Here is a 25,504-nt window from a genome sequence, read left to right on the forward strand (position 1 = left end):
CCTGGTCGGACGCACGGTTGCTCCGGACCGCGCGTCCCGACAGCGGTCGCATTCCAGCGCATCCGACACGACCACGACAAGGGGGGAAATCCCCATCAGAAAGTAAAAATGACCATCGGAAAGTAAAATTCACAGTATAAATCGCGCCGCGTCCGTCCCTTTTTCACCGATCAGAGCCGGTCAGTGACGGTCAAAACTGCCCGCTGCGACGGCAAAAGTGCCGGTGGCGGACTCTCGACAGTGGCGGAACATCGCCACTGTCCATCCACTCGCCACCTGCCCGCTACCTACTTGTCGACACTTCGACCCTTCCTTCCCCGTCGAGCGCGATCGAAACAACGCGCAGCGGCGAGGCCGTCCGGACAGCCGGGGAGTTCGTCCACGCCCCCGGCCACCCGGGCGTTTCCGCGGGGAGTTTCACCGGGCGGCATTTCCCGAGGTGCTGTCAGGACCAGCCGCCAGCCGCTCCTGAGCGTCCGCCAGGTCCTCGGCGGTCGGCGCGTCGTCCTGGGTCAGCCGGTGGCGCCAGTACCCGGTGAAGTCGATGTCCGACTTCGGCACCCCCTGTTCCTCGATCAGGCAGCGGCGGATCGCCCGGACCGCCCCCGTCTCCCCGGCCAGCCAGACGAAGGGCTCACCCCCCGGCAGCACGGCGTCCCGGAACGCCTCGGTCAGCACGGTGCCCGGAGCCGCGCCGTCCCGGTACAGCCACTCCACCTCCAGATCGGCGCGGCTCTCCAGCTCCTGACGTTCCGCCCGGTCGGCGACCTCGATCCACACGTACGCCCGCCCTCCCTCGGGCAGCGCCTCCAGCAGCGTCGCGATGGCCGGCAGCGCGGTCTCGTCCCCGGCCAGCAGCACCCAGTCGGCGTCCGCCGCGGCCTCGGCGAGCGGCACCGGCGGGGCGTACAGCGCGGACGGCCCGACCATTCCGAGCCGGTCCCCCGGCGCGGCCCGCAGCGCCCAGCCGGCGGCCGGCCCGGTGTCGCCGTGCAGCACGAAGTCGATCTCGATCCGCCGGGTGCCCGGCTCCCGGCGGCGCAGGGTGAAGCTGCGCAGCAGCGGACGTTCGGCCTCGGGGATCGCCAGGTAGGCCTGGTACCAGCCCATCGGGTCGTCCTGCGGCGCGGGCAGGACCGGCTCGCGCTGCCCGGGGCGGGGGAAGCAGAGCTTGAGCTGCTGGTCGGGCGCGGTGCCGACGGTGTCGGCCAGGGCCTCGGCCTCGAAGGTGACCCGGGCGGTACGCGGCGTGATCCGGCGGACCGCCACGACCTCGACGAAGGTGACGGGCAGTGTCATCGCGAAACCCCTTCGATTGATAACCTTACGGCATAAAGAGTTGCCGCCGCGAGGATACTTTACGCCATAAGGAGATCGGATGACCGTCTACGCCGGGCAGGGCGACGCCCGCCGCTCGCTCGCCCTGCTCTGGAGCGCGCCCGAGGAACCGCGCACCGGACGCAGCGGCCCCAAACCGGGCCTGAGTGTGGACGCGATCGTGTCCGCCGGAATCGCGGTGGCCGACGCCGAGGGCATGGCCGCACTGTCCATGCGTGCCGTGGGCGAACGGCTCGGACGCACCGCGATGGCGCTCTACACGTACGTGCCCGGAAAGGCCGAACTGCTCGACCTGATGCACGACCGGGCGCTCGCCGAACTGCCGGGCGACCTACCGCTGCTGGACGGCTGGCGGGCCGCCGTCGAAGCCTGGGCCGAGCAGCTGTACGCCTGCTACCTGCGCCACCCCTGGGTGCTCCAGGTCTCGCAGGCCCGCCCGGTGCTCGGACCCGCCGAACTGGCCGCGATGGAGGGCCTGTTGAGCGCCCTGCAACCCGCCGCACTCACACCGGGGCGGCTGCGCGGGGCCGTCGCCGCACTCTGGCAGTTCGTCCGCGGCATGGCCGCCACCACCGCCGACACACGCGGCGCGGCCGCCGCCACCGGCGTTACGGACGAGGACTGGTGGACCGCCCGATCCGCCCAACTCACCGAACTGGCACCGGACTTCCCGTCACGCTTCCCGCTGCTGACCGCACTGCAGAGCGCCACCGGCGGCGCACCCGAGGAGGGCGGCCGGGAGGCCTTCCGCACCGGTCTCGCGGTGCTGCTCGACGGCATCGCGGCCGGCGCGCCCGCTTGAGGGCGGCGGGGGTCCCTGCTCAGTCGTGCCGGGCGGCGGGGATCGCCAGCAGCACGCCGAGCACCAGCAGCGCGACGTACCCGACGGTCTCGTGACCGTCCGGCACCAGGAAGCGGACGAAGCCGAACAGTCGGAAACCCCCGAGCCGGTCGGCCAGCAGGCCGGAGCCGCCGCCGAGGATCAGCACGAAACCGAGGTAGCCGAGCAGGTTCTTCATACCCCCGAGCCTAGGAATCCGCGACCGCCGGTTCATCCGACTTTCGGCGCGGACCGGGGCCACCAAAGTCGCGGCCCTCTCCCGCGCCCGCGTCCCGGTGGCTCCGAACGGAGCAGCAGCACCGGCGGCCCGGCGGCGGCGCCGGTACGTTCGCGGTGTGCAACCAAAGCGTATACGGCAGAAATCACTCTCCGTCACCGGCCTCGCCGCCGCCTCCGCGGCCTCGGCCCTGGTGCTCGGCATAGGCACCCCCGCCGCCTTCGCACAGGACGCCGGCTCCAGCTCCACCGTCGGCGGCGAGCGGCTCGGCCGCCCGGCCGTCCAGGTCGCCCCACTGGCCGGGGCGCCCGCCCTGCCCTCCGGGCTGAGCGGCCGCTCCTGGCTGGTCGCCGACGCCACCACCGGCGAGGTCCTCGCCGCCCACGACGCCCACCGGCAGCTGCCCCCGGCCAGCACCCTCAAGATGCTGTTCGCGGACACCGTGCTGCCCAAGTTCGACCGTTCGCTGGAACACCAGGTCACCCCCGCCGAACTCGCCAACCTCGGCGTCGGCAGCAGCCTGGTCGGCGTCAAGGAGAACCTGCCGTACCGGGTCGAGGACCTCTGGCGGGGCGTCTTCCTCAGCTCCGGCAACGACGCCGTGCACGTCCTGGCGAACATGAACGGCGGCGTCCCGCAGACGGTCGCCGAGATGCAGATCCGCGCCCACTCCCTGCAGGCCCTGGACACCAAGGTGATCTCCCCCGACGGCTACGACATGGACGGCCAGGTCTCCTCCGCCTACGACCTCACCCTGTTCGCCCGCGCCGGGCTGCGCAACGCCGACTTCCGCTCCTACTGCTCCACCCGCACCGCGCGCTTCCCCGGCGGGCTGGACAAGACCACCGGCCAGCGCATCACCTACGACATCGCCAACACCGACCGGCTGCTCGGCAAGTACCCGGGCCTGATCGGCGTCAAGAACGGCTACACCACCAACGCGGGAGCCACCTTCACCGGCGCGGCCGAACGGGACGGCCGCACCCTGCTGGTGACGGTCATGCACCCCGACGCGCAGGGCAAGGTCTACGACGAGGCCGCCAGCCTGCTCGACTGGGGCTTCGCGGCAGCCGGCAAGGTCCAGCCGGTCGGCCGGCTGGTCGAGGACCTCGGCGTCCTGAAGGCCGCCTCCCCCGACGCCACCTCGGAGGCCGCGGCCGCCGACCAGCTGCCGCCCTTGTCCCGCCAGCCCGTCCTCCACAACGGCGGACCAGGCCTCACGCCCGCGCTCTGGTCGGCCGGCATCCTCGGCGCCGCCCTCGCCGTCTGGGGCGCCGCCCGCGCCGCCACCCGCCGCCGCCGCACGGCCACCGCGTCCGCGGCCGCCCCTGGTGCGCCCGATGCGCCCGATGCGCCCGGTACCGGCTCCACCGACGCCGACGAGATCGGCTCGACCGGCGTCGGCGGCCCCAACCACCGCCGTCTGACCCGCCGCGCCCGCGCCCTGTTCCACGACGCCCGCACCCGCCGGACCGACTGAGCTGCGGACATTCCCTCTACACTTCGGGCCATGACCACGCCTGACCCCGCCGCCTCGGACCGGCTCGCCCGGATCGTCAGCCTCTCCTCCGGGAGCTACCTGCTCGTCACCACCTTCAAGAAGGACGGCACCGCCGTGCCGACCCCGGTGTGGGTGGTGCGCGACGGGGAGGCGCTCGGCGTCTGGACCGTCGCGGACTCCTGGAAGGTCAAGCGGATCCGCAACCGCGCGGACGTCCTGGTCGGCCCCTGCGACGTCAAGGGCCGCCCGACCGGCAAGCAGCACCCGGCCACCGCCGAGATCCTCGGCCCCGAGCGCACCGCCACCTATCGCACCCTGCTGCGGCAGAAGTACGGCCTGCTCGGCGTGCTCACCCTGCTCGGCAGCCGCCTGCGCCGCGGCGAGCGCGGCACCGTCGGGATCCGGATCACCCTGACCTGATCGTTTCAGCGGGGCTGGGGGTCCGCCGGCACGCCCGGCAGGCCGAGGAACTCCGGCGTAGCCGCGCTCGGCGATCCCGTCGATGCGGGTCTCCATGGGCCCGTTGCCCACCCGACCGCCGTACCGGCGCCCGACCGGGGCCGCCGGACATCGCGGGCACGTCACCGGTTCGGCTGAGCAGGGTGCGGGCTGGCAGGCTTGACGGCCATGGAAGAGAACGAAGCCGCGCCGCTGCCGCTGCCGCTGCTGGTGGTGGACGGCGCGAACGTGGTCGGCTCGGTGCCCGACGGCTGGTGGCGCGACCGGCGGGGAGCCGCCGAGCGGCTGCGGGACGCGCTGGTCCCGCTCGCCGCCCGGGGGCTGCCGGACCTGCCCGGCCCGCTGGAGGTGGTGCTGGTGGTCGAGGGCGCCGCCCGGGGCGTGACCGGCCTGCCCGAGGTGCGGGTGGTCGCGGCGGGCGGCAGCGGCGACGACCGGATCGTCGAGCTGCTGCGGGAGGCCCGTACCGAACAGCCGGAGCGGGAGTGCCTGGTGGTCACCGCCGACCGTGAACTGCGCGCCCGGGTCGGCGCGTTGGGTGCGGCGGTGACCGGTCCACGGAGCGTGCGACCGTAATCCGGCCCCGGGTCAGCGGGGCTGGACGGCGTACATGCCCCAGTGAATCGACGGATCCGAGGTGGCCGACTCGGCGAGCAGCCCGGCAAGGACCCACCGGGCTGCTCACCGGCCCGCCCCGCGTACGGCACTCCACCGCGCCGCGACTTCGCAGCGTGCGGGAACCACTCGCGATCTCCATCCGACTGCTGTGAGGTGAATGCGAAGTCGCCGGGTGTCCGGCCGTTGAGTGTGCTGGTGGGGTTCGCCCTGCTGCTGGTGGTGGTGTTCGTGGTGGCGTTTGCGGTGGGACGGCAGGCCGGGCCGGTGGCGCCGGGGCTGACGCCGAGCCGGAGCGGCGGGGCGTCGCCCGGGATGGGCGGGCACGACATGGGCGGGATGCGGTGAGCCCGGTCGCAGGTGCCGACGCCGGGGCGCTGGTGTCCACCGATCTGGCGGTCGGCGGGATGACCTGCGCGGCCTGCGTGGGCCGGGTGGAGAAGCGGCTGGCGCGGATCGACGGGGTGACGGCCGGGGTGAACCTGGCGACCGGACGGGCCCGGGTGCTGCACCCGGCCGGGGTGTCCGTCGAGGATCTGGTCGCGGCGGTCGAACGGGCCGGCTACACCGCCGAGTTGGCGTCGGCGGGGGTACCCGGCGGGTTGGCGGAGGAGGAGCCGGACGAGCGGTGGCGGCTGCTGGTCACCACCCTGCTGGCCGTCCCGGTGCTGGCGCTGTCGATGGTGCCCGCGCTGCAGTTCACCGCCTGGCAGTGGGTCTGCTTCGCGCTGGCCGTGCCGGTGGTGACCTGGGGTTCGGCGGGTTTCCACCGCCGGGCCCGGCAGGGGCTGCGGCACGCCACCGCGACCATGGACACCCTGGTCAGCCTGGGTGTGGTGGCCTCCTTCGGCTGGTCGGCGTACGCGCTGTTCCTCGGCGGGGCAGGCCAGTTGGGCATGCGGATGCCGTTCTCACTGACCGCCGACGGCGGCGGCACGGCGCACGTCTACCTGGAGGCGGCGGTCGGCGTGCCGCTGTTCGTGCTGGCCGGGCGGCTGCTGGAGGGCCGGGTGCGGCGGCGCAGCGGCTCCGCGCTGCGCGCACTGGCCGAGCTGGGCGCCAAGCAGGTGTGCCTGCGGGCGGAGGACGGTGAGGAGCGGCTGATACCGATCGAACTCCTGTTGCCGGGGCATGAGTTCGTGGTACGGCCGGGTGAGCGGGTGGCCACCGACGGGGTGGTGGTCGACGGCGGTTCGGCGCTGGACCTGAGTCTGCTGACCGGGGAGAGCGTGCCGGTCGAGGTCGGCCCGGGCGACCAGGTGGCGGGTGCGACGGTGAACGTCGGCGGCGCCCTGGTGGTCCGGGCGACGGCGGTCGGCGCGGACACCCAACTGGCCCGGATCACCGCGCTGGTGGCGGACGCCCAGGCCGGCAAGGCGCGGGCCCAACGACTGGCGGACGCGGTCGCCGGGGTGTTCGTGCCCTGCGTGCTGACGGTCGCGGTGTGCGTGCTGGGCTTCTGGCTGGGCGCGGGCGCGGCCCCGCAGGCGGCGGTCACGGCGGCGGTCGCGGTGCTGGTGGTGGCCTGCCCGTGCGCGCTGGGTCTGGCGACCCCGACCGCGCTGCTGGCGGCCACCGGGCGCGGCGCCGAACTCGGCGTGCTGGTGCGCGGCCCGGAGGTGCTGGAGAGCCTGCGCCGGGTGGACACCGTGGTGATGGACAAGACCGGCACGCTCACCACCGGCCGGATGGAGCTGGCGACGGTGACGGTGGCCCGGGGCTCCGCCGAGGAGTTCACAGCAGAGTTCACGACGGAGTTCACGACGGAGTTCACGGAGGAGGAGGTGCTCCGGCTGGCCGGCGCGGTCGAGCACCGCTCGGAGCACCCGATCGGACGGGCCGTCGCGGCGGCCGCCCGGGAGCGGTGCGGTCCCCTCCCGCCGGTGGAGGCCTTCGCGGCCACGGCCGGTCTCGGGGTGTCCGGCACGGTCGAGGGCCGCGCCGTCCGGGTGGTACGGCCGGACGACGTCTCCCTGCCCCCGGAGCTGGCCGAGGCCGCGGCGGCCGCCGGGGAGGCGGGCCGCACGGCGGTGCTGGTGGAGCTGGACGGGCGGGGCGCGGCAGTTCTGGCGGTCGGCGACACGGTGCGCTCGGGCAGCTGGCGGGCCCTGCACCGGCTGCGCGGGATGGGCCTGGAGACCGTCCTGCTGACCGGCGACGGCCCGGGCGCGGCCCGCGCGGTGGCGGCCGAGCTGGGCATCGAGCGGGTGCACGCCGGCGCCTCGCCCGAGCACAAGGCCGAGGTGGTGGCCGAACTGCGGGCCGCCGGACGGACGGTGGCCGTGGTCGGCGACGGCGTCAACGACGCGGTCGCGCTGGCCTCGGCGGACCTCGGGGTGGCCCTGGCCTCCGGCAGCGACGCCGCGATCGGCGCGGCCGGGCTGACCTTGGTGCGCGGGGACATCGAGGCCGTGGTGGACGCGGTGCGGCTGGCCCGGCAGACCCTGGCGACGATCCGGGCCAACCTGCTCTGGGCCTTCGGCTACAACCTGGTGCTGATCCCGCTGGCGGCCGTCGGACTGCTGAACCCGATGCTGGCGGCGGTCGCGATGTCGCTGAGCTCCCTGCTGGTGGTGGCCAACAGCCTGCGGCTGCGCACCTGGCAGCCGGGGCGGGGCCGGCAGCAGGGGGGTCGACGATGAGGGCGACGGCGACGGCGACGGCGACGAGGATGTTCGAACGGCTCACGTTCGAACGGCTCAAGGTGGTCGCCCCGCCGGTCGGCGCGGCGGCGCTCGCGCTGGCCCTGCTCACCGGCTGGACGGCGGTCGGCGGGGCCGGCGGACCACGGCCGGTGGCGGCCGACGCCGGCTGGGTCCTGCTGCCCGCGCCCGGCGCGGCCTCGGCGACGGCGGCCTTCTTCACGGTCCGCAACCCGGGCGACGTCCCGGACGAACTGACCGGCGCCAGCTGGGAGTTCGGCGGCCCGATCACCCTGAAGCGGCACCTCCACCAGGGCGCGGCCGGCCGCTGGGAGGCGGTCACCGCCCTGCCGGTGCCCGCCCGGGGCGAACTGGCGATGTCCCCCGAGGACGCCGACCTGATGATCGCCGCTCCGCCCGCGCTGAAGCCCGGCCAGGGGGTGGGCTTCACCCTCACCTTCCGGCACAGCCCCCCGTTGCGGCTGGTCGCCCGGGTGCTGCCCCCGGGCGCGCGGCCGCGCTGAGCGCCCGGCCCGGCGGCAGAACGGGCGACGTGCCGGGCCGGGCGCCGGGTCGGGTGAACCCCGACGGTGCCGGGCTCCGTTGGAGACAGTGGTGGGCGGCCCGTGTGTGGGGCGCGGCCGCACACCACTGTCACGCGGTCGGGCCGCCACCCCGGGGCCGACCGAGCGTGTCCCGGGCGGGCCGACGGGGTGCGACCACGCCGGCCGGCCCGTACCCGGCGCGCGGCACCGGCTGGACGTGGCCGGGCCCGTCGGCCGGGTCGCGCAGGGTCCGGCAGATGTGACGTCAACGCGTGCGTGAGCCCGTACCCCGCCCCTACGTCAGCCGTGCGGGACGACCGCGACCGGCGCCTCGGCGTGGTGCAGCGCCGCGTGCGCGACCCGGCCGAGCCGGGGGCCGAGCTCGATCGGGCGGCGGCGCCGGCCGACCACGACCAGGGCGGCCCCGGCGGAGGTCTCCACCAGGCCGCGGGCGGCGCCGAGCCGGACGTCCTCGACCACCTCGACCTCGGGGTGCCGCTCGCGCTGCCCGGCCAGGGCGAGCGACAGCAGCTTGGCCTCCAGCTCCTCCAACTGGGCGGTCTCCCCCACCGGTACGGCACCTCCCGCGTAGCCGAACAGCGGCGGCAGGTCCCAGCCGTGCACCGCCCTGAGCCGGGCACCACGCAGCGCGGCCTCGCGGAAGGCGAAGGCGAGCACCTCCTCCTCGGGCCCGTGCGCGTCGACGCCGACCACCACCTCGCCCCCCGTTGCCCGCCCCTCCCGTACCACGACCACCGGCCTGCTGCTCCGCCCGGCCACCGCCATGCTCACCGAGCCGAGCAGCAGCCCGGTGAAGCCGCCGAGCCCGCGCGAGCCGAGCACCAGCAGGTCGGCGTCGGCGGCGGCCGCCACCAGTCCGTCCACGGGCGAGTCCAGAACGACGTCGGTGTGCACGGACAGGCCGGGGTGGCGCTCGCGGATCTCGTCGGCGGCCGCGGCCAGGGTGCGCTGGGCGGCCTCCGGCAGGTCGTCCGGCCCCGCGAAGGAGGACACCCCGTCGGTCAGCCACGGCCAGGCGTGCACCAGCCTCAGCGAGGCCCCGCGCCGTACCGCCTCCTCGGCGGCCCAGTGGGCGGCGGCGGTGCCGGCGGGCGAGCCGTCCACCCCGGCCGCAACGGTTGACGTCATGACGGTTCCTCCAGTGCCTCGGCGCCGGGAACGGTGCGTCCTGACGCCCCGTCCGCTCCTGGTCCCCACCCTGACGTCCGGGTCCGGCGCCCGCCAGAGGCCACAAGCCCCGCGCCGACGGGACGAAGGACCCGTCCGCCGGAACATTACGGGCCACCCCGGCCTCCACCGCGTCGACACCCGGGCACTACCGCGTGTACACGGCATTCCCGCTGGTCGGACGGCACCGAAGCCACCCGGCCCGACAGCGGTGGACGGTCAGCGAGCACGAGGAGGACGGCGGTGGGCGAAGCGGACGGCAGCGCGGCGGGCGGCGGCGCGCGGATGCCCCGGCTGCGCCTGGACGAGCTGCTGGAGGAGTTGCAGTGGCGGATCGACGCGGCGCGCGGGACGCAGAACCGGGTGCACAAGCTGCTGGAGGCGGTGCTCGCGGTCGGCCGTGAGCTGGACCTCGCCCAGGCGCTGCACCGGATCGTGGAGGCCGCCGATCTGGTGGACGCCCGCTACGGCGCGCTGGGGGTGATCGGGCCGGACGGGCACTCGCTGTCGCAGTTCCTGACGGTGGGTCTGTCCGACGAGGAGATCGCCGAGATCGGCCCGCCGCCCGCCGGCCGGGGCATCCTCGGCGAACTGATCCGCCATCCGCAGCCGCTGCGCTGCCCGGTGCTGTCCGAACACTCGGCCTCGGTCGGCTTCCCGGCGAACCACCCGCCGATGCACACCTTCCTGGGGGTGCCGGTGCGGGTGCACGGCGAGGTGTTCGGCAACCTCTACCTGACCGACAAGCGCGGCGGGCTGGACTTCGACGAGGACGACGAGGCGGTGATCTCCACCCTGGCGGTCGCGGCCGGGGTCGCGATCGACAACGCCCGCCTCTACGAGGAGGCGCAGCTGCGCCAGCGCTGGCTGCGGGCGAGCACCGAGATCACCCGCAGCCTGCTGTCGGGCGCGCCGCGCCTGGAGGTGGTCGAGCTGATCGCCCGCCGGGCCCGGGAGATCGCGGGTGCCGAACTGGCGGACGTCTCGGTGGCGCTGGCCGGCCCTGGGGAGCGGGCCGAGGAGCTGGCGGTCGAGGTCGCGCTCGGCGGCTCGCCGGACGCCCGGCTGGGGGTGACCGTGCCGGTGGACGGCACCGTCTCCGGCGCCGCGTACGCCTCCGGCTCGCCGGTGACCAGCGACGAACTGGCCTGCGACGCCCGCTTCCCGGCCGGTCCGGCGGGCCGCTTCGACGGGCTGGGCCCGGCCGTCGCGGTGCCGCTGGGCACCGGCGCCGGGTACGGGCGCGGCGTGCTGCTGCTGGCCCGGGCGCAGGGGCAGCCCGCCTTCGGGCCGGAGGAGACCGGCCCGCTGCTGGGCTTCGCCGACCAGGCGGCGCTGGCCCTGGAACTGGCCGAACGGCGGCGCGACGCCGAGCAGTTGAACCTACTGGAGGACCGCGACCGGATCGCCCGGGACCTGCACGACCTGGCCATCCAGCGGCTGTTCGCCACCGGGATGACGCTGCAGAGCGCGGGCCGACTGATCGAGAGCCCGGCCGCCGCGGACCGGGTCGCCCGGGCGGTCGCGGACCTGGACGAGACCATAAAGATCATCCGCTCGACCATCTTCGGCCTGCGCGCCCACAGCGAACCCGACCGGGGCCTGCGCGCCCGCGCCACCCGGGTCGTCACCGAGGCGCAGGGGCCGCTCGGCTTCGCGCCCCGGCTCAGCATGGAGCGAGCCCTTCGCCACCTCCCTGGTCGGCGCCGGGACCTCGCTCGGCATCGACCGCTTCCTGCTCGTGCAGTGGCTCGCCCCGCTCGCCTCGGAGGCCCCCGAGCTGATCGTCGCGGTGGTCTTCGCCTGGCGGCTGCGCGGCGACGACGGCCTGGGCGCGCTGCTGTCCAGCAAGGTCAACCAGTGGACCCTGCTGGTCGGTTGTCTGCCGCTCGCCCACCTCGCGGGCGGCGGAGGAGCCTCCCTCCCGCTGGTCGAACGCCAGGTGGACGAGGTGCTGCTGACCGCCGCCCAGACCGTCCTGGCCGTGGTGCTGCTGCTGGACCTGCGCTTCCTGCCGTGGAAGGCCGCGCTCCTACTCGCCCTGTTCGCCGTCCAGTTCGCGCTGCCCGGCGAGTCGGCCCGGTTCGCCCTCAGCTGGGTCTACCTCGGGATCGCCGCCCCGCTGCTCGCCCTGCGTCTGCGCCAACTGCCGCCCACCGTCCGGGCGCTGGCGGGGCGCATCGAGGGCGATCCGCACTGAGTTCCCGCCCGTGAACGGCCGGGCGGTCACCGTCGCCCGTCGTCCCTCAGGCGCGGAAGGCCAGCAGGCGGTACTGCGGGTCGGGGCGCGAGGTGTCCTGGTCGGGGAGCGCGGCGAGCGCCCGTACGGCGGTGGCCGCGTCGGCGGGGTCCCGGCACCAGAGAATGCGGCCCTTGCCGACGGACTCCCGCCAGGCGCGGGGGCTGCGGCCCTGGCCGAGGCCCGAGAACGACGTCTCGGCCGCCGGGCTGAGGCCGAGGGCAGCCGCCCGGGCGGTCAGGCGCTCGGCGTTGTCCGGCAAGCGGTCCGGGTCCGGCAGGACGAGCCCGCGAGGGCCGAAGGTCCCGCCGGGGGCCCGGGGCGGACGGGCCCTCAGCCCCCGACCGCCCCGCAGCCCCGGCGACCCTCAGCCCCGGCCGACCCTCAGCACGGACGGCTGAGCGGCGGAGGACTGCCGCAGCTCGGTGGCGATCAGCGCCGCCTGCACCCGGCGCTCCACGCCCAGCTTGGCGAGCAGCCGGGAGACGTGGTTCTTCACCGTCTTCTCGGCCAGGTAGAGCCGCTCGCCGATCTGCCGGTTGGTCAGGCCCTCCCCGATCAGTGCCAGCACCTCCTGCTCACGCGCGGTCAGCCCCGGCCCCGCGGTCACCGGCCGGGCGGGCTCGGCGTCGCTGCGCAGCCGGTTCAGCAGCCGGGTCGCCGCACCGGGGTCGAGCATCGACCGGCCCGAGGCGACGGTACGGACGGCGGCGACCAGGTCGGTACCGCTGATCTGCTTCAGCACATAGCCGGCCGCGCCCGCCATCACGGCGTCGAGGAGCGCCTCCTCGTCGTCGAAGGAGGTCAGCATCAGACAGGCCAGGTCGGGCATCCGCGACCGCAGCTCACGGCAGACCGACACCCCGTCCCCGTCGCCCAGCCGCACGTCCAGCACCGCCACGTCGGGCCGCAGCGCCGGCACCCGTACCAGGGCCTGTTCGGCCGTCGCGGCCTCCCCGACCACCTCCAGGTCCGGCTCGCCGTCCAGCAGGTCGTGCACCCCGCGGCGCACCACCTCGTGGTCGTCCAGCAGGAACACCCGGACCGGCGCCGAATCCCCGACACCCTCCGCCTTGGTCGCCATCACGCGGCTCCACCTTCGTCAACCCCCGCACACTCCCAGCGGGGCCCACCGCATCATCCCCCGCCCGGCCTCACGGGAGCAGGGCCAAATGGCCCCATTCCGGGAGCAGCGCCCCCTCAGCGTCCCTGCCGCCGTACGTTCCCCAGCCCCAGGAGCAGGAACGCGAGCGCCACCCCGGCGCCGCCGACCGCCGCCAGCACCACCCTCGGCACGACGTCGCCCCCGCTCGACAGCAGGATCGCCACCGCCCCCAGCGAGGCCACCGCCGCGCCCACGACCAGCCATCCCGCCAGCGTCACCGCCGCCGGGCGGCCCGTGCGCGGCACCGGGCCGACGTCCAGGGCGGCCCAGCGGGCGGCGGTCTCCCGCTGCTCGCCACGGCGGTCCCACCGGGCCCGCACCCGCAGGGCCGTACCGCCCGCCAGCCCGGCGAGAGCCACCTGGGCGGCGGGGCGCCAGTCGGACAGCGCGAGCAGCAGCGCGCCGGCCAACGCCAGCCCCGCCCACCACATCACGCAGGCCGCCGCGGCCGTCCGGGTGGAGCGGGGCCGGTCGGCGCCGGCCTGGAGGTCGGCGATGGCGGGCAGGTACCAGACGCAGCCGCTCGCGGTGAGGGCGGCGGTGCCGATGGCGAGGACGGTGTGGGTCACGGGCCGGCCTTCCTAGGCGCACGGGGATCGGGGATCGCACGGAGTTCGCGGACGGGGGGCGGGGACAGCGGAGCCGTCCCCGCCCCCCGGGGGCAGCGACGCGGGCGGGGACGGCGTTCAGGGGTACGGCCCCGGTGCGGCCTCAGCCGTCGGAGCCGGACGGGGAGGAGGACGACACCCGCCCCCGCTCCGCCCGCGGCAGCGGCCGGTCGTACTTCGCCGGCTCCACGTCGCCGAGGTGCGTGGCCGGCTTGCCGGTGTTCTCCAGTACGTCCCGGGCCGCGATGTCCGGGTGGTGCAGGTCGAAGGCCGGCGATTCCGACCGGATCCGCGGCAGCTTGACGAAGTTGTGCCGGGGCGGTGGGCAGGAGGTGGCCCACTCCAGCGAGCGGCCCCAGCCCCACGGGTCGTCCCCGGTCACGCGCTCGCCGTACTTGGCGGTCTTCCAGACGTTGTAGAGGAACGGCAGGATCGACAGCCCGAGCAGGAAGGACCCGATGGTCGAGACGGTGTTGAGCGTGGTGAAGCCGTCCGAGGCCAGGTAGTCGGCGTACCGGCGCGGCATGCCCTCCGCACCGAGCCAGTGCTGCACCAGGAACGTCGCGTGGAAGCCGACGGTGAGCGTCCAGAAGGTGATCCTGCCGAGCCGCTCGTCGAGCTTCTTGCCGGTCATCTTGGGCCACCAGAAGTGGAAGCCGGCGAACATCGCGTACACCACCGTGCCGAACAGCGTGTAGTGGAAGTGCGCGACGACGAAGTACGAGTCGGAGACGTGGAAGTCGATCGGCGGCGCGGCGAGCAGCACGCCCGTCAGACCACCGAACAGGAAGGTGACCAGGAAGCCGACCGTCCACAGCATCGGCGTCTCGAAGCTCAGCGAGCCCTTCCACATGGTGCCGACCCAGTTGAAGAACTTGACTCCCGTCGGCACCGCGATCAGGAAGGTCATGAAGGAGAAGAACGGCAGCAGCACCTGCCCGGTGACGTACATGTGGTGCGCCCACACCGTCACCGACAGGCCCGCGATGGCCACCGTTGCGGCGATCAGGCCCGCGTAGCCGAACATCGGCTTGCGGCTGAACACCGGGATGACCTCCGAGACGATGCCGAAGAACGGCAGCGCCAGGATGTACACCTCCGGATGGCCGAAGAACCAGAACAGGTGTTGCCAGAGCATCGCCCCGCCGTTGGCCGGGTCGAAGACGTGCGAGCCGAACTTGCGGTCGCATTCGAGCGCGAGCAGCGCGGCGGCCAGCACCGGGAAGACCAGCAGTACCAGCACCGAGGTGAGCAGCACGTTCCAGCAGAAGATGGACATCCGGAACATGGTCAGTCCGGGGGCCCGCATGCAGATGATGGTGGTGATGAAGTTGACCGCACCGAAGATGCTGCCGAAGCCGGACAGCGTCACGCCCATGATCCACATGTCGGAGCCGACGCTCGGCGAGTGGACGGCGTCGGACAAGGGCGCGTAGAGGAACCAGCCGAAGTCGGCGGCGCCCTGCGGGGTGGCGAAGCCTGCGGCGGCGATCAGCGAACCGAACATGAACAGCCAGAAGGACAGCATGTTCAGGCGCGGGAAGGCCACGTCCGGGGCGCCGATCTGCAGCGGCATGATCCAGTTCGCGAAGCCGGTGAACAGCGGCATCGCGAAGAGCAGCAGCATCACCGAACCGTGCATGGTGAAGGCCTGGTTGAACTGCTCGTTGGAGAGGATCTGGGTGCCGGGCCGGGCGAGTTCGGCGCGCATGACCAGCGCGAGGATGCCGCCGATCAGGAAGAACGCGAACGAGGACACCAGGTACATGGTGCCGATCGTCTTGTGGTCGGTGGTGGTCAGCAGCCCGACCACGGCCGAGCCGGGTCGGCGGGCCCGAACCGCCCCTGTCGGCAGAGGCGTTGGCGGTGAGGTGGGGTCGCCCTGTGCCTGGGTGGCGCTCAAGGACGCACTCCTTCGGAACGTCGTGCGAATGATGACGCTCCATGATCCGAACGCACCGCCACCGCGCCCCAGGGCCCTTGGGCCCGCCCGCCCGGGGCCGCTGGGCCCGACTTCCCGGGCCTGGGCCGGGACCACCCGCCCGGGCCCCGAGCGCGCCGTCGCGCTCGCTCAGCCCGCCAGCCGGGCGATCTGACCGCGCTCCAGCGCCGCGTACACCGCGCCGTCCGGGCCGACGGCGATCCCGTGCGGCTCGGCGCCCGGGCCGGGGACCGGGTGCCCGTCCAGCCGCCCGTCCGGGGTCAGCACCCCGATCCGGCCGGCGCCCCACTCGGTGAACCAGAGCCGCCCGTCGGGGCCGGCGGCGATCGCGTGCGGCTTGGCGGCCCGGTCGGCCAGCGGGTACTCGGTGACCTGCCCGTCGACGGTGATCCGCCCGACCAGCCCGCCGCCGATCCCCACGTACCAGAGCGCGCCGTCCGCCCCGGCCGTGATCCCGACCGGCGCGGTGCCCTCGGTGGGCAGCCGGTGGACGGTCACCTCGCCCTCGACGCCCACCCGGGCGACGGCGTTCGCCTGGTTGAGCGTGCACCACAGCGCGCCGTCCGCCCCGGCGGTGATCAGCGACGGGAAGGCCCCGGCCAGCGGCAGCGGAAACTCCGTCACCTGCCCGTCCACGGTGATCCGCCCGAGCCGGTCGACGTTCAGCTCGGTGAACCAGAGCGCCGCGTCGGGCCCGACCGCGATCCCGTACGGCCCGGCGTTCTCCGTCGGCACCCCGTAGAAGCCCACCTCGCCGTCCACCGTGATCCGCCCGATCCGGTGGTCCCGCATCCGGCTGAACCACAGGGCCCCGTCCGGCCCCACGGTGATCACCGAAGGCCCGCACCCCGGCGCGCCCAGCCCGAACCGCTCCACCGAGCCGTCCGCCGACAGCCGCCCGATCTCCCCGGCGTGCACCAGCGTGAACCACACACGCCCGTCCGGCCCCACGGTCACTCCGTACGGCCCGGCCCCCGCCTCGGCCACCTCGAACAGTTCCATCCCCACCCCCTGGATACTATTGCGACTGCGGTCGCGTTAGCGATGCTCGCACGTCCACCCCACCCAGGGCAACAGACTTATTCGGGGCCGGTTGCCAGGCCCCTGAGCACCGAGATCACTCCGCTCCCCGCGGCGCAGAACGGGACGGCGAGCAGGGCGCCGATGATGCCCGCGACACCGGCGCCGGCGACCACGGCGACCATGATCGTCGCCGGGTGCAGCTCGACCGTGCGGCTCTGGATGATCGGCTGCAGGATGTTGCCCTCGATCATCTGGACCGTCAGCACCACGCCGAGCACCCACAGCGCCGTCCCGAGGCCGCCGTCGGCGAGGGCGACCAGCACGGCCACCGTGCCGGACAGGAAGGCCCCGACGAAGGGGATGTAGGCGCCCATGAAGACCAGCGCGCCGAGGCCCGGCGCACCGGGCACACCGAGGGCGAGCAGGCCGATGGTGATGAAGCCGGCGTCGATCAGGGCGATCAGGGTGGTGCCGCGCATGAAGCCGGCCATCGCCTCGAAGGCGCGCACCGCGCAGGCGGTCACGGTTTCGGCGCCGCGCCCGGGCAGGTAGGAGCGGATGGCATCGCCGGTGCGGTGGCCGTCACGGAGGAAGAAGAAGACCAGGGCCAGCGCCAGCACCCCGCCGGTGATCAGCTGGGTGAGCAGACCCAGGCCCGAGAGCACGCCGCTGGTGAGCGTGGAGGCCAGCGAGTTGGTCTCGCCCTTGGCGTTGGTCAGGGCGTGCTGGATCTTCTCCCCGAACGGGCCCAGCCAGTCGGCCAGCCGTTTGCCGGCCGCCGGGAGCGAGGCGGCGATGTGCGGGGCGCTGTGCACCAGGGAGTTGACCAGCAGCACGATCACCCCGGCCACCGCCGCGACCAGCACGACGCAGGTCAGCCCGGCCGCCAGGCTTCGGCTCACGCCCCGGCGGACCAGCCAGGGCACCACGGGGTGCAGCAGCGCGGCCCCGAGCAGCGCCAGGACGAACGGCACGGTCGCCGCCCGCAACTCCACCAGGGCGAAGACCACCAGTGAGGCGACGGCGATCAGCAGGATCACCGCCACCGACCAGGCCGCCGCCCCCCGAACGGCCGGTGGCAGCATCAGGTACGGCCTGCGGTGGTCGGGCTGCCCACCGGGCGGGCGCTCCACGGACACGGCCACCTCCGCCGGGGATCGTCGTTGAGTCCGAACCGACCCATCTCAACAGAGAATCTGACGATCTGCCCGTTTTGCGGCTAAGTGGCTGCCTCGATCCGCACGGCCCCGCCCGCACCCGCGAAGGTCAGCACCCGTCGCGCCTCCGCCTCCGCCGCCTCCCGGTCGGCCCGCGCCAGCCGGACGAACGGCTGGACGACGACCTCCTGCTCCCCCGTCAGCCGCCACGTCCCGGCGATCAGCCCGTCCACCAGCAGGGTGCCGAGCACGAGCCCGTTCCGGGTCATCACCCGCCCCTTGTACTCCTCCGGCAGCACCCGGCTGCGGTCGGCGTGCGAGAGCAGCAGGTTGTCGAACGGCGCGACCAGCCGCACCGGCGCCGGGACGTCCGGCTCCGGCCGGGGCGCCTCCGGCAGGTCGTACAGCAGCCGGCCCCGCTCGTCCCGGAAGGTCAGCAACCGCGGCGCGAGCCGCCCCAGCACCGGGCCGAGCCCGGTGAGCCCGCACCACTTCCTGAGGTCCGCCGCGTCGGCCGGGCCGAAGGCCGCCAGGTAGCGCAGCACCAGCCGGTCCGGCGCGGGTGCGGGGTCCATCGGGCGGCCGAGCCAGGCCTCGGCGGTGGTGTGCGCGGCCGGGCCGCTGCGCCCCCACAGGCCGCGCGGCGGCACCTGCACCAGTGGCAGCAGGCACCGCGCCGCCTGGGCGAGCGCGGCCGGGTCGCGGTCCGGGCGACTCGCGGCAAGCAGCGCGCCGAGCTGCTGGAAGGTGCGTGGCTGCGCCTCGACCAGCGCCCGGGCCTCGCCCGCCAGCGCGTCGAGGTCCAGCCCGGCCAGCCGCTTGCCGTAGGTGGTGCGCAGCGCCTGGTCCAGGACGGGCTGGAGCAGCGGGCGCAGCGTCCGGCAGTCCTCGGCGGTGACCAGATGGATGGTGCCGCGCTGGAGGGCGATCCGGACCACCGCCCGCTGTTCGATCAGCGCGCTCAGCCGCTCCGGGGAGAAGGCGTCCAGCCGGGAGAGCAGCCCGAGGTAGGGCGGCTGCGGTACGGCCTGGGCCTGGAGCCCGCCCAGGTGGTGGATGACCTCGGCGGGCTCCAGGTCAGTGCGGGCGAGCAGGTGCTGACGGGCCAGCAGGGCCCGGCCGAGCTCCCGGGTGCTGAGCACCCTCACCGGCGGCCGTCCAGCACCGAGCGCAGCACGGAGATCCGGTTGGTGGTGATGGAGTCGACCCCGGTGTCGCGCAGCCGGCGCATGGTGCGCCGCAGGTCGGCCGTCCAGGTGGAGACGGCGAGCCCGGCGTCCGCCGCGGCGCCGACGAACTCGGGGGTGACCAGGCCGAACGGCGGGTTGAGGAAGGCCGGGCGCAGGTCCTTCAGCAGGGCGGGCGCGGGCATCCGGGGCTGCTTCCAGGTGAGCGCGATGGAGGCGTTCGGGGTGAGTTCGCGCACCGCGAGCATGGCGGTGACGGGGCCGCAGAAGGCGACCAGCCGTTCGGCGCCGAGCCCCGTGACGACAGACCAGGTGGCGGCGGCCGGGCCGGGCTCGTCCAGGTCGATCAGCAGCCGGGGGCCGTTCGCGGCCGCGACGCTCTTGACCGCCTCGGCGAGGGTGGGGATCGCCAGGTCGCCCCGGCGCAGCTCGTCCAGCTGCTCGACGGTGACCCGGTCGACGGCGCGCGGGTCGCCCCAGAGCCGCTCCAGGGTGCGGTCGTGCAGCAGCACCGGCACCTTGTCGCGGGTGAGCTGGACGTCCACCTCGACGGCGTCAGCCCCGGCGGCGAGCGCGGACTCGACCGAGGGCAAGGTGTTCTCCCGGTAGCGGTAAGGGTCGCCGCGGTGGGCGACGGCGAGCACCGGGCGGCGGTCGGCGGGGGCGGGCACGGGGGCGGTGCGGGCGAGACTCATCGAATCAGTCCAGAAGGCCAGGGGGTCGGGTGGAGGACAGGGCTAGCGTCGTTCGATCATCACGTTGGTGGACTTGATGACCGCCGTGGCCGGTGCGCCGGGGACCAGGTTCAGCTCCTCCGCCGACTCCCGGCTGATCAGCGACACCACCCGGAAGGGCCCGGCCTGCACCTCCACCTGCGCGGCCACGTCGCCGAGCCGCACCTCGGTGACGATCCCGGGGAAGCGGTTGCGCGCGGAGGACGGCCGGCCCTCGGCCTCGGCGACCTCCGGCCGGGCCAGCTCGCGGGCGAAGGCGGCGAGCTCGGCGCCGGGGATGATCCGGTGCCCGTGCTCGTCCCGCACGGCGGCGATCTTCCCGGCGTCCACCCAGCGCCGCATGGTGTCCGAGCTGACGCCGAGCAGCGCCGCGGCCTCGCCGATGCGGTACGGGTTGACCGGCACCCCGGACTGGCCCATGTGCGACTCCTGACGGTGGTTCGAGGTACGGAGGTACGCGCCCCCGGCCGCCATCCTGCCGTACCGGGGACACTGACGGGAAACTCCCCTACGGCTCGCCGAACAGGTCCCGGCGGACCGCGTCACCCGCGGTGAGGACGGCCCCGGCGAGCACCGCGCCGCCACCCGCCGCACCGGCCCGCACCTCGGTGCGCAGCGGGGAGAACCCGGCGAGGCGCCGTTCCACCCGTCCGGCCAGTTCGGCGCCGCCGGCCCGGCCGATCTCGCCGCCGAGCACCACGCAGCCGGGGTCGAGCACCACGCAGACGCCGGCCGCGCCGAGCGCGATCCGCTCGGCCAGCTCGTCCAGGAACGGTTCGCCCCGTGCCCCGGCGGCCAGCGCGGCGCGCACCGCGGCCTCGGCGGCGCCCGCGTCCCCGGCCGGGCCGGCGGGCAGCCCGTGGGCGCGGGCGAGTTCGCAGACGGCGGCGCTGCCGACCAGCCCGTGGAAGCCGCCCTCGCAGCTGTCGGCGCTGGGCAGGCCGACGGTGCCGGGGACGGGCAGGAAGCAGATCTCGCCGGTGCCGCCGGAGAAGCCGCGGCGCAGCCGCCCGTCCAGGATGACGGCGGCGCCGACGCTGTGGCCGAGCCACATCAGCACGAAGGTGTCGCGGTCCCGGGCGGCGCCGACCCGGTACTCGGCCCGGCCGGCCAGGTTGACCTCGTTCTCCAGGATCACCTCGGTTTCGGGCAACTCCCGCAGTGCGGCGAGGAGTTCGGCGTGCCAGCGGGGGAGGTTGCCGGTGCTGTGCAGGCGCCCGGTGGCGGGGTCGACCAGGCCGGGGGCGCCGACCGCGACGGTGTGCAGCCGCTCGACGCCGGCGCCGCGCGCGCTCTCCAGCAGGGTGGCGACGATCGCCCCGGCGGTGTCGGGCGCGCCGTCGCCCTCGACCGGGACCTCGGCGGTGGCGAGGGTGCGCCCGGCCAGGTCGGCGACGACCAGGCTGACGCCGCCGGAGCGGACGTCGAAGGCGGCGATGTGGGCGCGGGAGGCGACCAGGGCGTAGACCCTGGCGTTGGGGCCGCGCCGCTGCTCGCCGCGTTCGCCGACGACGGCGACCAGGCCGGTGCGCTGGAGGCGGTCGAGCAGGTCGGCGACGGTCGGCCGGGACAGGCCGGTGAGGTCGCGCAGCTCGGTCGCGGTCAGCGGGCCCTGTTCGAGCAGGAGGTTGAGCGCCAGCCGGTCGTTGATCGCCCGGGCGGTGCTCGGCGTGGCCGTACGCGCGGTGGTCATGGCAGCTCATCCTTCCAGAGTGTTTCTATCAGGGTCCCTTCCTGATAATTTATCGAACTGTCCGCCGGACGGCCGCGTCCGCCGCGCGGACCGATCGGCCTGCACGTAGACCACCCACAGGGCACCGTCGCGCCCCGCCCCGCGCGACCGGGAGGGAAAGCCGCATGACCGTGAAAACACTCGAACCACTGGAGGCCCCACGCCGGGCCCGGGCGAGCATCGCGCTGGTCTTCGCCGTGCACGGCGCCGTCGGCGGCACCTTCGTCACCCGCATCCCGTGGATCCAGGACCGGCTGGACCTCTCCCCCGGCCAGCTCGGCCTGGCGCTCGTCATGCCTGCCGTCGGCTCCTCCCTCGCGATGCCGCTGGCCGGACGCTTCGTCCACCGCTACGGCGGCCGGGCGGCGGTGCGCGGGCTGATCTCGCTCTGGTGCCTGGCCCTCACCCTGCCCGCGCTCGCCCCCGCACTGCCGGCGCTGTGCGCGGTGCTGCTGGTGTACGGCGCCGCGGCGGGCATGGCGGACGTCGCGATGAACGCCCAGGGCGTGGAGGTCGAGCAGCGGCTCGGCCGCTCGATCATGTCCGGGCTGCACGGGATGTGGAGCGCGGGCGGCCTGCTGGCCTCCGGCTTCGGCATCCTGGCCGCGCACCTCGACCTCGACGCCCGGCTCCAGCTGGCCGTCACCGCGCTCGTCCTGCTCGCCCTCGCCCAGCCGGTCTGCCGGGGCCTGCCCGACCTGCGGGCGCCCGAGGAGGCGCAGGCGCCGCCGCGCTTCGCGCTGCCGCCGCGCAGCTCGCTGGTGATCGGACTGGTCGGCTTCTGCGCGGTGTTCGGCGAGGGCGCCTCGATGGACTGGAGCGGCGTCTACCTGAAGGACGTCACCGGCGCCTCCGCCACCGTCGCGGCCGCCTCGTACACCGCCTTCTCGCTCACCATGGCGGTCAGCCGGCTCGCCGGGGACGCGGTGATCCGCCGCCTCGGCGCCGTCCGCACCACCCGGCTGGGCGGGGCGATCGCCACGGCCGGCGGGGTGCTGGTGGTGGCCGCCGACCACCCGGCGGTGGCCGTCCCGGGCTTCGCACTGATCGGCGTCGGCGTCGCGGTGATCGTCCCGCTCGCCTTCGCGGCCGCCGGACGGATCGGCAGCAACCCCAGCCAGGCCATCGCGGGCGTCGCCACCGTCACCTACACCTCCGGCCTGATCGCCCCCGCCGTGATCGGCGCCCTCGCCCAGGCCACGTCGCTCACCGTCTCCTTCGGGCTGGTCACCCTGCTCGTCTTCGCCCTGCTGCTGAGCGCCGGGGCACTGCGCCGGGCCGAACCGAATTTCGCCGAGAATGTGACCGCATTGAAACCGGAAAGCACTTCCGGAAAAGATCTCTCCCCGATATGATGGGAATTCCTTGAGGGAATTCCCCGCTAATATCGCCGACCGTCGGGCGCGCTCCAGCGCCCGGCGGTTTTCGCCATCCGCGAGGGGAATCCCGGACATGTGCTACGACCCGGACGCCGCGCCGCCCGCCTTCAGCCCCGCCCGCCAGCCGCTGGCCGAGGCCTCCGCACTGACCCTGACCTCGGCGGACGGCACCGAGTTCGCCGCCTTCCTGGCCCGCCCCGAGGTGACGACAGGGGTCGGCGTGCTCGTCCTGCCGGACAACAAGGGCCTTTCCGCGTTCTACCGGCAGACCGCCGCCCGGCTCGCCGAACAGGGCCACCCGGCGCTCGTCCTGGACTATTACGGCCGCACCGCCGGAGCCGCCCCGGAAAACCGACCGCCGGAATTCGGCGAGCTGCCGAACCTGCTCCCCCACCTGCTCGCGCTCACCCCGGACACCCTGGACGCGGACCTCACCGCCGCGCTGGCCAGGCTGCGCGAGGTCGGCCCGGCCGAGGTGGTCGCGCTCGGCTTCTGCTTCGGCGGCCGCCAGGCCTTCCGCGCCGCCGCCCCACGGTTCGGCCTGGCCGGGGTGGTCGGGTTCTACGGCTACCCGGACGTGATCAACGGCGCCCCCGGCCCGACCCAGCTCGCCGCCGGCCTCACCGCCACGATCCTCGCCCTCTGGGGCGGTGCCGACGACCACATCCCGCCCAGCACCGTCGAGGCCTTCGACGCGGCACTGACGGCGGCCGGTTGCCCCCACGAGTTCATCAGCTACCCGGGCGCGCCGCACAACTTCTTCGAGCTCTCGGCCGCCGGGCCCTCCGGAGCCGCCGCCCGGAACGCCTGGGGCCGGCTGCTCACCTTCCTGGCCGAGGCCGCCTGAACCGGCGCGGGGCGCTTCGGGGCCGGCTCACGACCGGTTCACGACCGGTTCAGGTACGTGAGCACAGCCCGCACTCGGCGGTTGGTGTCATCGTCGTCGGCGATGCCGAGCTTGCCGAACATCGAGGTGGTGTACTTGCTGATCGCGCTGTCGCTGAGGAACAGCCGCCGCCCGATGGCCTGGTTGGACAGCCCCTCGGCCATCAGGCCCAGCACCTCGTACTCGCGCTCGGTGAGCTGGCTGAGCCCCCGCTCCGGCGGGCTCGCCGACAGCAGCTTGGCGATGACGGCCGGGTCCATCGCCGTCCCGCCGGCCGCGACCCGCTCCAGCGAGCCGATGAACTGGTCGGCGTCGAACACGCTCTCCTTGAGCAGGTAGCCGACCCCGCCGAAGCCGTCCGCCAGCAACTCCCGTGCGTACAGCTGCTCCACGTGCTGGGAGAGGATCAGCACCGGCAGCCCGGGCAGCTCCTTGCGCGCGGCCAGCGCCGCCCGCAGGCCCTCGTCCGACTGGGTCGGCGGCATCCGCACGTCGACCACGGACGCGTCCGGGCGGTGGGTGCGCAGCGCTTCGAGCGTCTCGGGCCCGGTGGAGGCGGTGGCCACCACCTCGTGCCCGCACGCCTCGATCAGACGGACCATCCCGTCGCGCAGCAGGTAGAGGTCTTCGGCTACGAGGATTCGCATGGCACCGTCATCCTGACATGGGTCGGTCCGCCGGGCGGACTGGTGATCTCCAGAGTTCCGTCGAAGGCGCCGAGGCGGCGGCGCAGGCCAGCGAGCCCGCCGCCGGGCCGTTCCCGGACGCCGCCCGAGCCGTCGTCCTCGACCTCGACGACGAGTCCGAGCTCGTCCTGACGGAAGGTCACGCCCGCCCGGGTCGCCCGGCCGTGCTTGAGGGCGTTGGCCAGCAGCTCGGCGACGCCGAAGTAGACGGCGGACTCGATCGGCGCGTCCACCCGCACCGGGGCCTCGGCCTCGACGGTCACCGCGAGGCGAAGGTCCAGCGCCAGGGCCCGCACCGCGTCGACCAGTCCGCGCTCGGTCAGCACCGGCGGGCTGATCCCCTGGATCAGCCCGCGCAGTTCGGCCAGCGAGGCCTTCGCCCCGGCCTGTGCCTCCCGCATCAGCGCCTTGGCCTGCTCCGGGTCGCGCTCCACCAGCCGCTGCGCGGTCGACAGCGAGAGCCCGAGCGCCACCAGCCGGGCCTGCGCCCCGTCGTGCAGGTCCCGCTCGATCCGGCGGATCTCGGCGGCCTGGGCGACCGTCGCGTCCGCGCGCTGGGCGGTCAGCTCCGCCACCCGCTCCGCCAGCGCCATCGCCGCCGTGGGCCGCAGGAAGCGCACGGCCACCGGCGTCACCACCCGCCAGGCGTACGGGGCACAGCCGACGGCCAGCAGCACGCCGAGCGCCCCGGCCAGCCGGGCCGCGGTCCCGGGCCGGCCGAGCCCCAGCACCGCCGCGGCCACTCCGGCGGGCGGCAGCGCGGCGACCAGGCCCGCGGTGAGCGGCGCGATCACGACGAACCGCAGGTCGCGCAGGTTGGCGGGGTCGCGCCAGCGGATCCGCCAGTGCTGGTCCATCAGGGCGTCGCGGCGGGTCTTCTCGTAGCTGAAGCCGTTCCACCAGAACCCGGTGGACATCCGGACCACCGGCGGGGCCTGCCGGTACCCGGCGTCGATGACGGTGCCGTCCCACCGCACGACCAGGGAACGCACGGCCCGGCACACCGGGCGGCCCAGCGCCAGGGTGCCCGCGCACACCAGTACCACCGGCAGCAGCCAGGACCACGGGTTCGCCGGCCCCCAGTGGACCCCGAGCGCCACCGCGCCCGCCCACACCGCCGGGGCCGACAGGGTCACGGCCGCGACCACGCACGCCCGGCCGAACCCCACCGCGGCCCGCGCCGCCCACGCCCCCGGTCGCCCCATGGCCGCCCTTCCTCGCCTTCCGTCGGAGCTCCCCACTCTGCACCGCGCGGAGCCCGCGTCCGCCCCGTTCGGGCGAGGAGTGTGGCCAGCCCCACCCGACCGTGCGTCCAGCCGGACACCGGCACCCCCGATCCGACCCGACCGCGGCAAGATCCCCGACCGACATCATGCCGAGTGCGACCACCGGCGTCGACCCTCGCCCCGGCGGACCGGCG

At 74.6% G+C, this 25,504-nt stretch carries 25 protein-coding genes and 1 pseudogene; 11 read left to right on the top strand and 15 right to left on the bottom strand.

The features are described 5' to 3' along the window. Positions 1 to 417: 417 nt before the first annotated feature. Positions 418 to 1,299 carry a siderophore-interacting protein gene (locus tag ACIRYZ_RS18545; protein WP_402945358.1) on the bottom strand — a complete coding sequence of 294 codons (882 nt, stop codon included), beginning with the start codon at positions 1,297 to 1,299 and terminating at the stop codon, positions 418 to 420. A 79-nt stretch (positions 1,300 to 1,378) separates the two neighbouring features. On the opposite strand from ACIRYZ_RS18545, the gene ACIRYZ_RS18550 reads away from it, so the two are divergent. Then, positions 1,379 to 2,140: a TetR/AcrR family transcriptional regulator gene (locus ACIRYZ_RS18550; RefSeq protein ID WP_402945361.1), complete on the top strand. Its 762-nt coding sequence runs from the start codon at positions 1,379 to 1,381 to the stop codon at positions 2,138 to 2,140. A 19-nt stretch (positions 2,141 to 2,159) separates the two neighbouring features. On the opposite strand, the gene ACIRYZ_RS18555 is transcribed toward ACIRYZ_RS18550, so the two are convergent. Next, positions 2,160 to 2,357 carry a hypothetical protein gene (locus ACIRYZ_RS18555; protein WP_402945363.1) on the bottom strand — a complete coding sequence of 66 codons (198 nt, stop codon included), beginning with the start codon at positions 2,355 to 2,357 and terminating at the stop codon, positions 2,160 to 2,162. Between the two features lie 157 nt (positions 2,358 to 2,514). On the opposite strand from ACIRYZ_RS18555, the gene ACIRYZ_RS18560 reads away from it, so the two are divergent. From ACIRYZ_RS18560 to ACIRYZ_RS18585, 6 genes are all read left to right on the top strand, one after another. Beyond that, complete coding sequence (locus tag ACIRYZ_RS18560; RefSeq protein ID WP_402945365.1) at positions 2,515 to 3,876, top strand: D-alanyl-D-alanine carboxypeptidase family protein; 1,362 nt, start codon at positions 2,515 to 2,517, stop codon at positions 3,874 to 3,876. Between the two features lie 30 nt (positions 3,877 to 3,906). Continuing rightward, a complete protein-coding gene (locus ACIRYZ_RS18565) occupies positions 3,907 to 4,317 on the top strand; it encodes a PPOX class F420-dependent oxidoreductase (RefSeq protein ID WP_402945367.1) in 411 nt (136 codons plus the stop codon). Positions 4,318 to 4,524: 207 nt separating this feature from the next. Continuing rightward, the gene (locus tag ACIRYZ_RS18570; protein WP_402945370.1) at positions 4,525 to 4,932 is read left to right on the top strand and encodes an NTP pyrophosphohydrolase; all 408 of its coding nucleotides are present in this window, start codon (positions 4,525 to 4,527) and stop codon (positions 4,930 to 4,932) included. Positions 4,933 to 5,157: 225 nt separating this feature from the next. After that, positions 5,158 to 5,319 (top strand): hypothetical protein, encoded by a 162-nt coding sequence (locus ACIRYZ_RS18575; protein ID WP_380612408.1) that lies wholly within the window; start codon positions 5,158 to 5,160, stop codon positions 5,317 to 5,319. Continuing rightward, complete coding sequence (locus ACIRYZ_RS18580) at positions 5,316 to 7,613, top strand: heavy metal translocating P-type ATPase (protein WP_402945373.1); 2,298 nt, start codon at positions 5,316 to 5,318, stop codon at positions 7,611 to 7,613. Before ACIRYZ_RS18575 ends, ACIRYZ_RS18580 begins: the two co-directional genes overlap by 4 nt. Positions 7,614 to 7,642: 29 nt before the next feature. Next, on the top strand, positions 7,643 to 8,137 hold the full coding sequence (locus ACIRYZ_RS18585; RefSeq protein WP_402945376.1) for a copper chaperone PCu(A)C: 495 nt from the start codon (positions 7,643 to 7,645) through the stop codon (positions 8,135 to 8,137). A 321-nt stretch (positions 8,138 to 8,458) separates the two neighbouring features. Here the strand turns inward: ACIRYZ_RS18585 and ACIRYZ_RS18590 are convergent, their stop codons facing one another. Continuing rightward, complete coding sequence (locus tag ACIRYZ_RS18590) at positions 8,459 to 9,307, bottom strand: universal stress protein (RefSeq protein ID WP_402945379.1); 849 nt, start codon at positions 9,305 to 9,307, stop codon at positions 8,459 to 8,461. A 324-nt stretch (positions 9,308 to 9,631) separates the two neighbouring features. Between ACIRYZ_RS18590 and ACIRYZ_RS18595 the strand changes: the two are divergent. Both ACIRYZ_RS18595 and ACIRYZ_RS18600 read left to right on the top strand, forming a co-directional pair. Next, a pseudogene (locus ACIRYZ_RS18595) lies at positions 9,632 to 10,918 on the top strand (GAF domain-containing protein); the annotation flags it as partial. Between the two features lie 163 nt (positions 10,919 to 11,081). Continuing rightward, on the top strand, positions 11,082 to 11,546 hold the full coding sequence (locus ACIRYZ_RS18600) for a hypothetical protein (RefSeq protein ID WP_402945734.1): 465 nt from the start codon (positions 11,082 to 11,084) through the stop codon (positions 11,544 to 11,546). Positions 11,547 to 11,592: 46 nt separating this feature from the next. Here the strand turns inward: ACIRYZ_RS18600 and ACIRYZ_RS18605 are convergent, their stop codons facing one another. From ACIRYZ_RS18605 to ACIRYZ_RS18650, 10 genes are all read right to left on the bottom strand, one after another. Next, entirely contained in the window at positions 11,593 to 11,847 is a 255-nt protein-coding gene (locus ACIRYZ_RS18605) for a hypothetical protein (protein ID WP_402945382.1), read from the bottom strand. A gap of 105 nt (positions 11,848 to 11,952) precedes the next feature. Beyond that, positions 11,953 to 12,669, bottom strand: a complete 717-nt coding sequence (locus tag ACIRYZ_RS18610; protein WP_393027583.1) for a response regulator — start codon at positions 12,667 to 12,669, stop codon at positions 11,953 to 11,955. Positions 12,670 to 12,785: 116 nt separating this feature from the next. Further along, entirely contained in the window at positions 12,786 to 13,319 is a 534-nt protein-coding gene (locus tag ACIRYZ_RS18615; RefSeq protein WP_402945386.1) for a hypothetical protein, read from the bottom strand. A gap of 142 nt (positions 13,320 to 13,461) precedes the next feature. After that, on the bottom strand, positions 13,462 to 15,126 hold the full coding sequence (gene ctaD, locus ACIRYZ_RS18620; RefSeq protein ID WP_402945736.1) for a cytochrome c oxidase subunit I: 1,665 nt from the start codon (positions 15,124 to 15,126) through the stop codon (positions 13,462 to 13,464). Positions 15,127 to 15,429: 303 nt separating this feature from the next. Next, positions 15,430 to 16,302: a virginiamycin B lyase gene (locus ACIRYZ_RS18625; protein ID WP_402945389.1), complete on the bottom strand. Its 873-nt coding sequence runs from the start codon at positions 16,300 to 16,302 to the stop codon at positions 15,430 to 15,432. Positions 16,303 to 16,379: 77 nt separating this feature from the next. Next, positions 16,380 to 17,462: an AI-2E family transporter gene (locus tag ACIRYZ_RS18630; RefSeq protein ID WP_402945392.1), complete on the bottom strand. Its 1,083-nt coding sequence runs from the start codon at positions 17,460 to 17,462 to the stop codon at positions 16,380 to 16,382. Between the two features lie 80 nt (positions 17,463 to 17,542). Beyond that, positions 17,543 to 18,628 carry a winged helix DNA-binding domain-containing protein gene (locus ACIRYZ_RS18635; protein ID WP_402945395.1) on the bottom strand — a complete coding sequence of 362 codons (1,086 nt, stop codon included), beginning with the start codon at positions 18,626 to 18,628 and terminating at the stop codon, positions 17,543 to 17,545. After that, positions 18,625 to 19,362, bottom strand: coding sequence for a glycerophosphodiester phosphodiesterase (locus tag ACIRYZ_RS18640; RefSeq protein ID WP_402945397.1), 738 nt, complete (start codon positions 19,360 to 19,362; stop codon positions 18,625 to 18,627). Before ACIRYZ_RS18640 ends, ACIRYZ_RS18635 begins: the two co-directional genes overlap by 4 nt. A gap of 42 nt (positions 19,363 to 19,404) precedes the next feature. Further along, a complete protein-coding gene (locus ACIRYZ_RS18645) occupies positions 19,405 to 19,821 on the bottom strand; it encodes a molybdopterin-binding protein (RefSeq protein ID WP_402945399.1) in 417 nt (138 codons plus the stop codon). Between the two features lie 88 nt (positions 19,822 to 19,909). Continuing rightward, entirely contained in the window at positions 19,910 to 21,094 is a 1,185-nt protein-coding gene (locus ACIRYZ_RS18650; protein ID WP_402945401.1) for an ROK family transcriptional regulator, read from the bottom strand. Between the two features lie 164 nt (positions 21,095 to 21,258). On the opposite strand from ACIRYZ_RS18650, the gene ACIRYZ_RS18655 reads away from it, so the two are divergent. Both ACIRYZ_RS18655 and ACIRYZ_RS18660 read left to right on the top strand, forming a co-directional pair. Beyond that, positions 21,259 to 22,488 carry an MFS transporter gene (locus ACIRYZ_RS18655; protein WP_402945404.1) on the top strand — a complete coding sequence of 410 codons (1,230 nt, stop codon included), beginning with the start codon at positions 21,259 to 21,261 and terminating at the stop codon, positions 22,486 to 22,488. Between the two features lie 97 nt (positions 22,489 to 22,585). Next, complete coding sequence (locus tag ACIRYZ_RS18660) at positions 22,586 to 23,359, top strand: dienelactone hydrolase family protein (RefSeq protein WP_402945406.1); 774 nt, start codon at positions 22,586 to 22,588, stop codon at positions 23,357 to 23,359. A 38-nt stretch (positions 23,360 to 23,397) separates the two neighbouring features. Here ACIRYZ_RS18660 and ACIRYZ_RS18665 read toward each other — a convergent pair whose 3' ends face one another. Next, positions 23,398 to 24,045, bottom strand: coding sequence for a response regulator (locus tag ACIRYZ_RS18665; protein ID WP_402945409.1), 648 nt, complete (start codon positions 24,043 to 24,045; stop codon positions 23,398 to 23,400). Further along, positions 24,030 to 25,289 (bottom strand): sensor histidine kinase, encoded by a 1,260-nt coding sequence (locus tag ACIRYZ_RS18670; protein WP_402945411.1) that lies wholly within the window; start codon positions 25,287 to 25,289, stop codon positions 24,030 to 24,032. Before ACIRYZ_RS18670 ends, ACIRYZ_RS18665 begins: the two co-directional genes overlap by 16 nt. Positions 25,290 to 25,504 lie beyond the last annotated feature (215 nt).

It is taken from the genome of Kitasatospora sp. NPDC101155, from assembly GCF_044768305.1.
In the GTDB taxonomy this organism is placed as follows: domain Bacteria; phylum Actinomycetota; class Actinomycetes; order Streptomycetales; family Streptomycetaceae; genus Kitasatospora.

What these genes read in the sequence shown, in the direction of transcription:
- ACIRYZ_RS18545 (WP_402945358.1), bottom strand. Translation starts at nt 1,299, where the DNA reads ATGACACTGCCCGTCACCTTCGTCGAGGTCGTGGCGGTCCGCCGGATC.
- ACIRYZ_RS18550 (WP_402945361.1), top strand. Translation starts at nt 1,379, where the DNA reads ATGACCGTCTACGCCGGGCAGGGCGACGCCCGCCGCTCGCTCGCCCTG.
- ACIRYZ_RS18555 (WP_402945363.1), bottom strand. Translation starts at nt 2,357, where the DNA reads ATGAAGAACCTGCTCGGCTACCTCGGTTTCGTGCTGATCCTCGGCGGC.
- ACIRYZ_RS18565 (WP_402945367.1), top strand. Translation starts at nt 3,907, where the DNA reads ATGACCACGCCTGACCCCGCCGCCTCGGACCGGCTCGCCCGGATCGTC.
- ACIRYZ_RS18570 (WP_402945370.1), top strand. Translation starts at nt 4,525, where the DNA reads ATGGAAGAGAACGAAGCCGCGCCGCTGCCGCTGCCGCTGCTGGTGGTG.
- ACIRYZ_RS18585 (WP_402945376.1), top strand. Translation starts at nt 7,643, where the DNA reads ATGTTCGAACGGCTCACGTTCGAACGGCTCAAGGTGGTCGCCCCGCCG.
- ACIRYZ_RS18590 (WP_402945379.1), bottom strand. Translation starts at nt 9,307, where the DNA reads ATGACGTCAACCGTTGCGGCCGGGGTGGACGGCTCGCCCGCCGGCACC.
- ACIRYZ_RS18610 (WP_393027583.1), bottom strand. Translation starts at nt 12,669, where the DNA reads ATGGCGACCAAGGCGGAGGGTGTCGGGGATTCGGCGCCGGTCCGGGTG.
- ctaD (WP_402945736.1), bottom strand. Translation starts at nt 15,126, where the DNA reads ATGTACCTGGTGTCCTCGTTCGCGTTCTTCCTGATCGGCGGCATCCTC.
- ACIRYZ_RS18625 (WP_402945389.1), bottom strand. Translation starts at nt 16,302, where the DNA reads ATGGAACTGTTCGAGGTGGCCGAGGCGGGGGCCGGGCCGTACGGAGTG.
- ACIRYZ_RS18640 (WP_402945397.1), bottom strand. Translation starts at nt 19,362, where the DNA reads ATGAGTCTCGCCCGCACCGCCCCCGTGCCCGCCCCCGCCGACCGCCGC.
- ACIRYZ_RS18645 (WP_402945399.1), bottom strand. Translation starts at nt 19,821, where the DNA reads ATGGGCCAGTCCGGGGTGCCGGTCAACCCGTACCGCATCGGCGAGGCC.
- ACIRYZ_RS18650 (WP_402945401.1), bottom strand. Translation starts at nt 21,094, where the DNA reads ATGACCACCGCGCGTACGGCCACGCCGAGCACCGCCCGGGCGATCAAC.
- ACIRYZ_RS18655 (WP_402945404.1), top strand. Translation starts at nt 21,259, where the DNA reads ATGACCGTGAAAACACTCGAACCACTGGAGGCCCCACGCCGGGCCCGG.
- ACIRYZ_RS18660 (WP_402945406.1), top strand. Translation starts at nt 22,586, where the DNA reads ATGTGCTACGACCCGGACGCCGCGCCGCCCGCCTTCAGCCCCGCCCGC.
- ACIRYZ_RS18665 (WP_402945409.1), bottom strand. Translation starts at nt 24,045, where the DNA reads ATGCGAATCCTCGTAGCCGAAGACCTCTACCTGCTGCGCGACGGGATG.
- ACIRYZ_RS18670 (WP_402945411.1), bottom strand. Translation starts at nt 25,289, where the DNA reads ATGGGGCGACCGGGGGCGTGGGCGGCGCGGGCCGCGGTGGGGTTCGGC.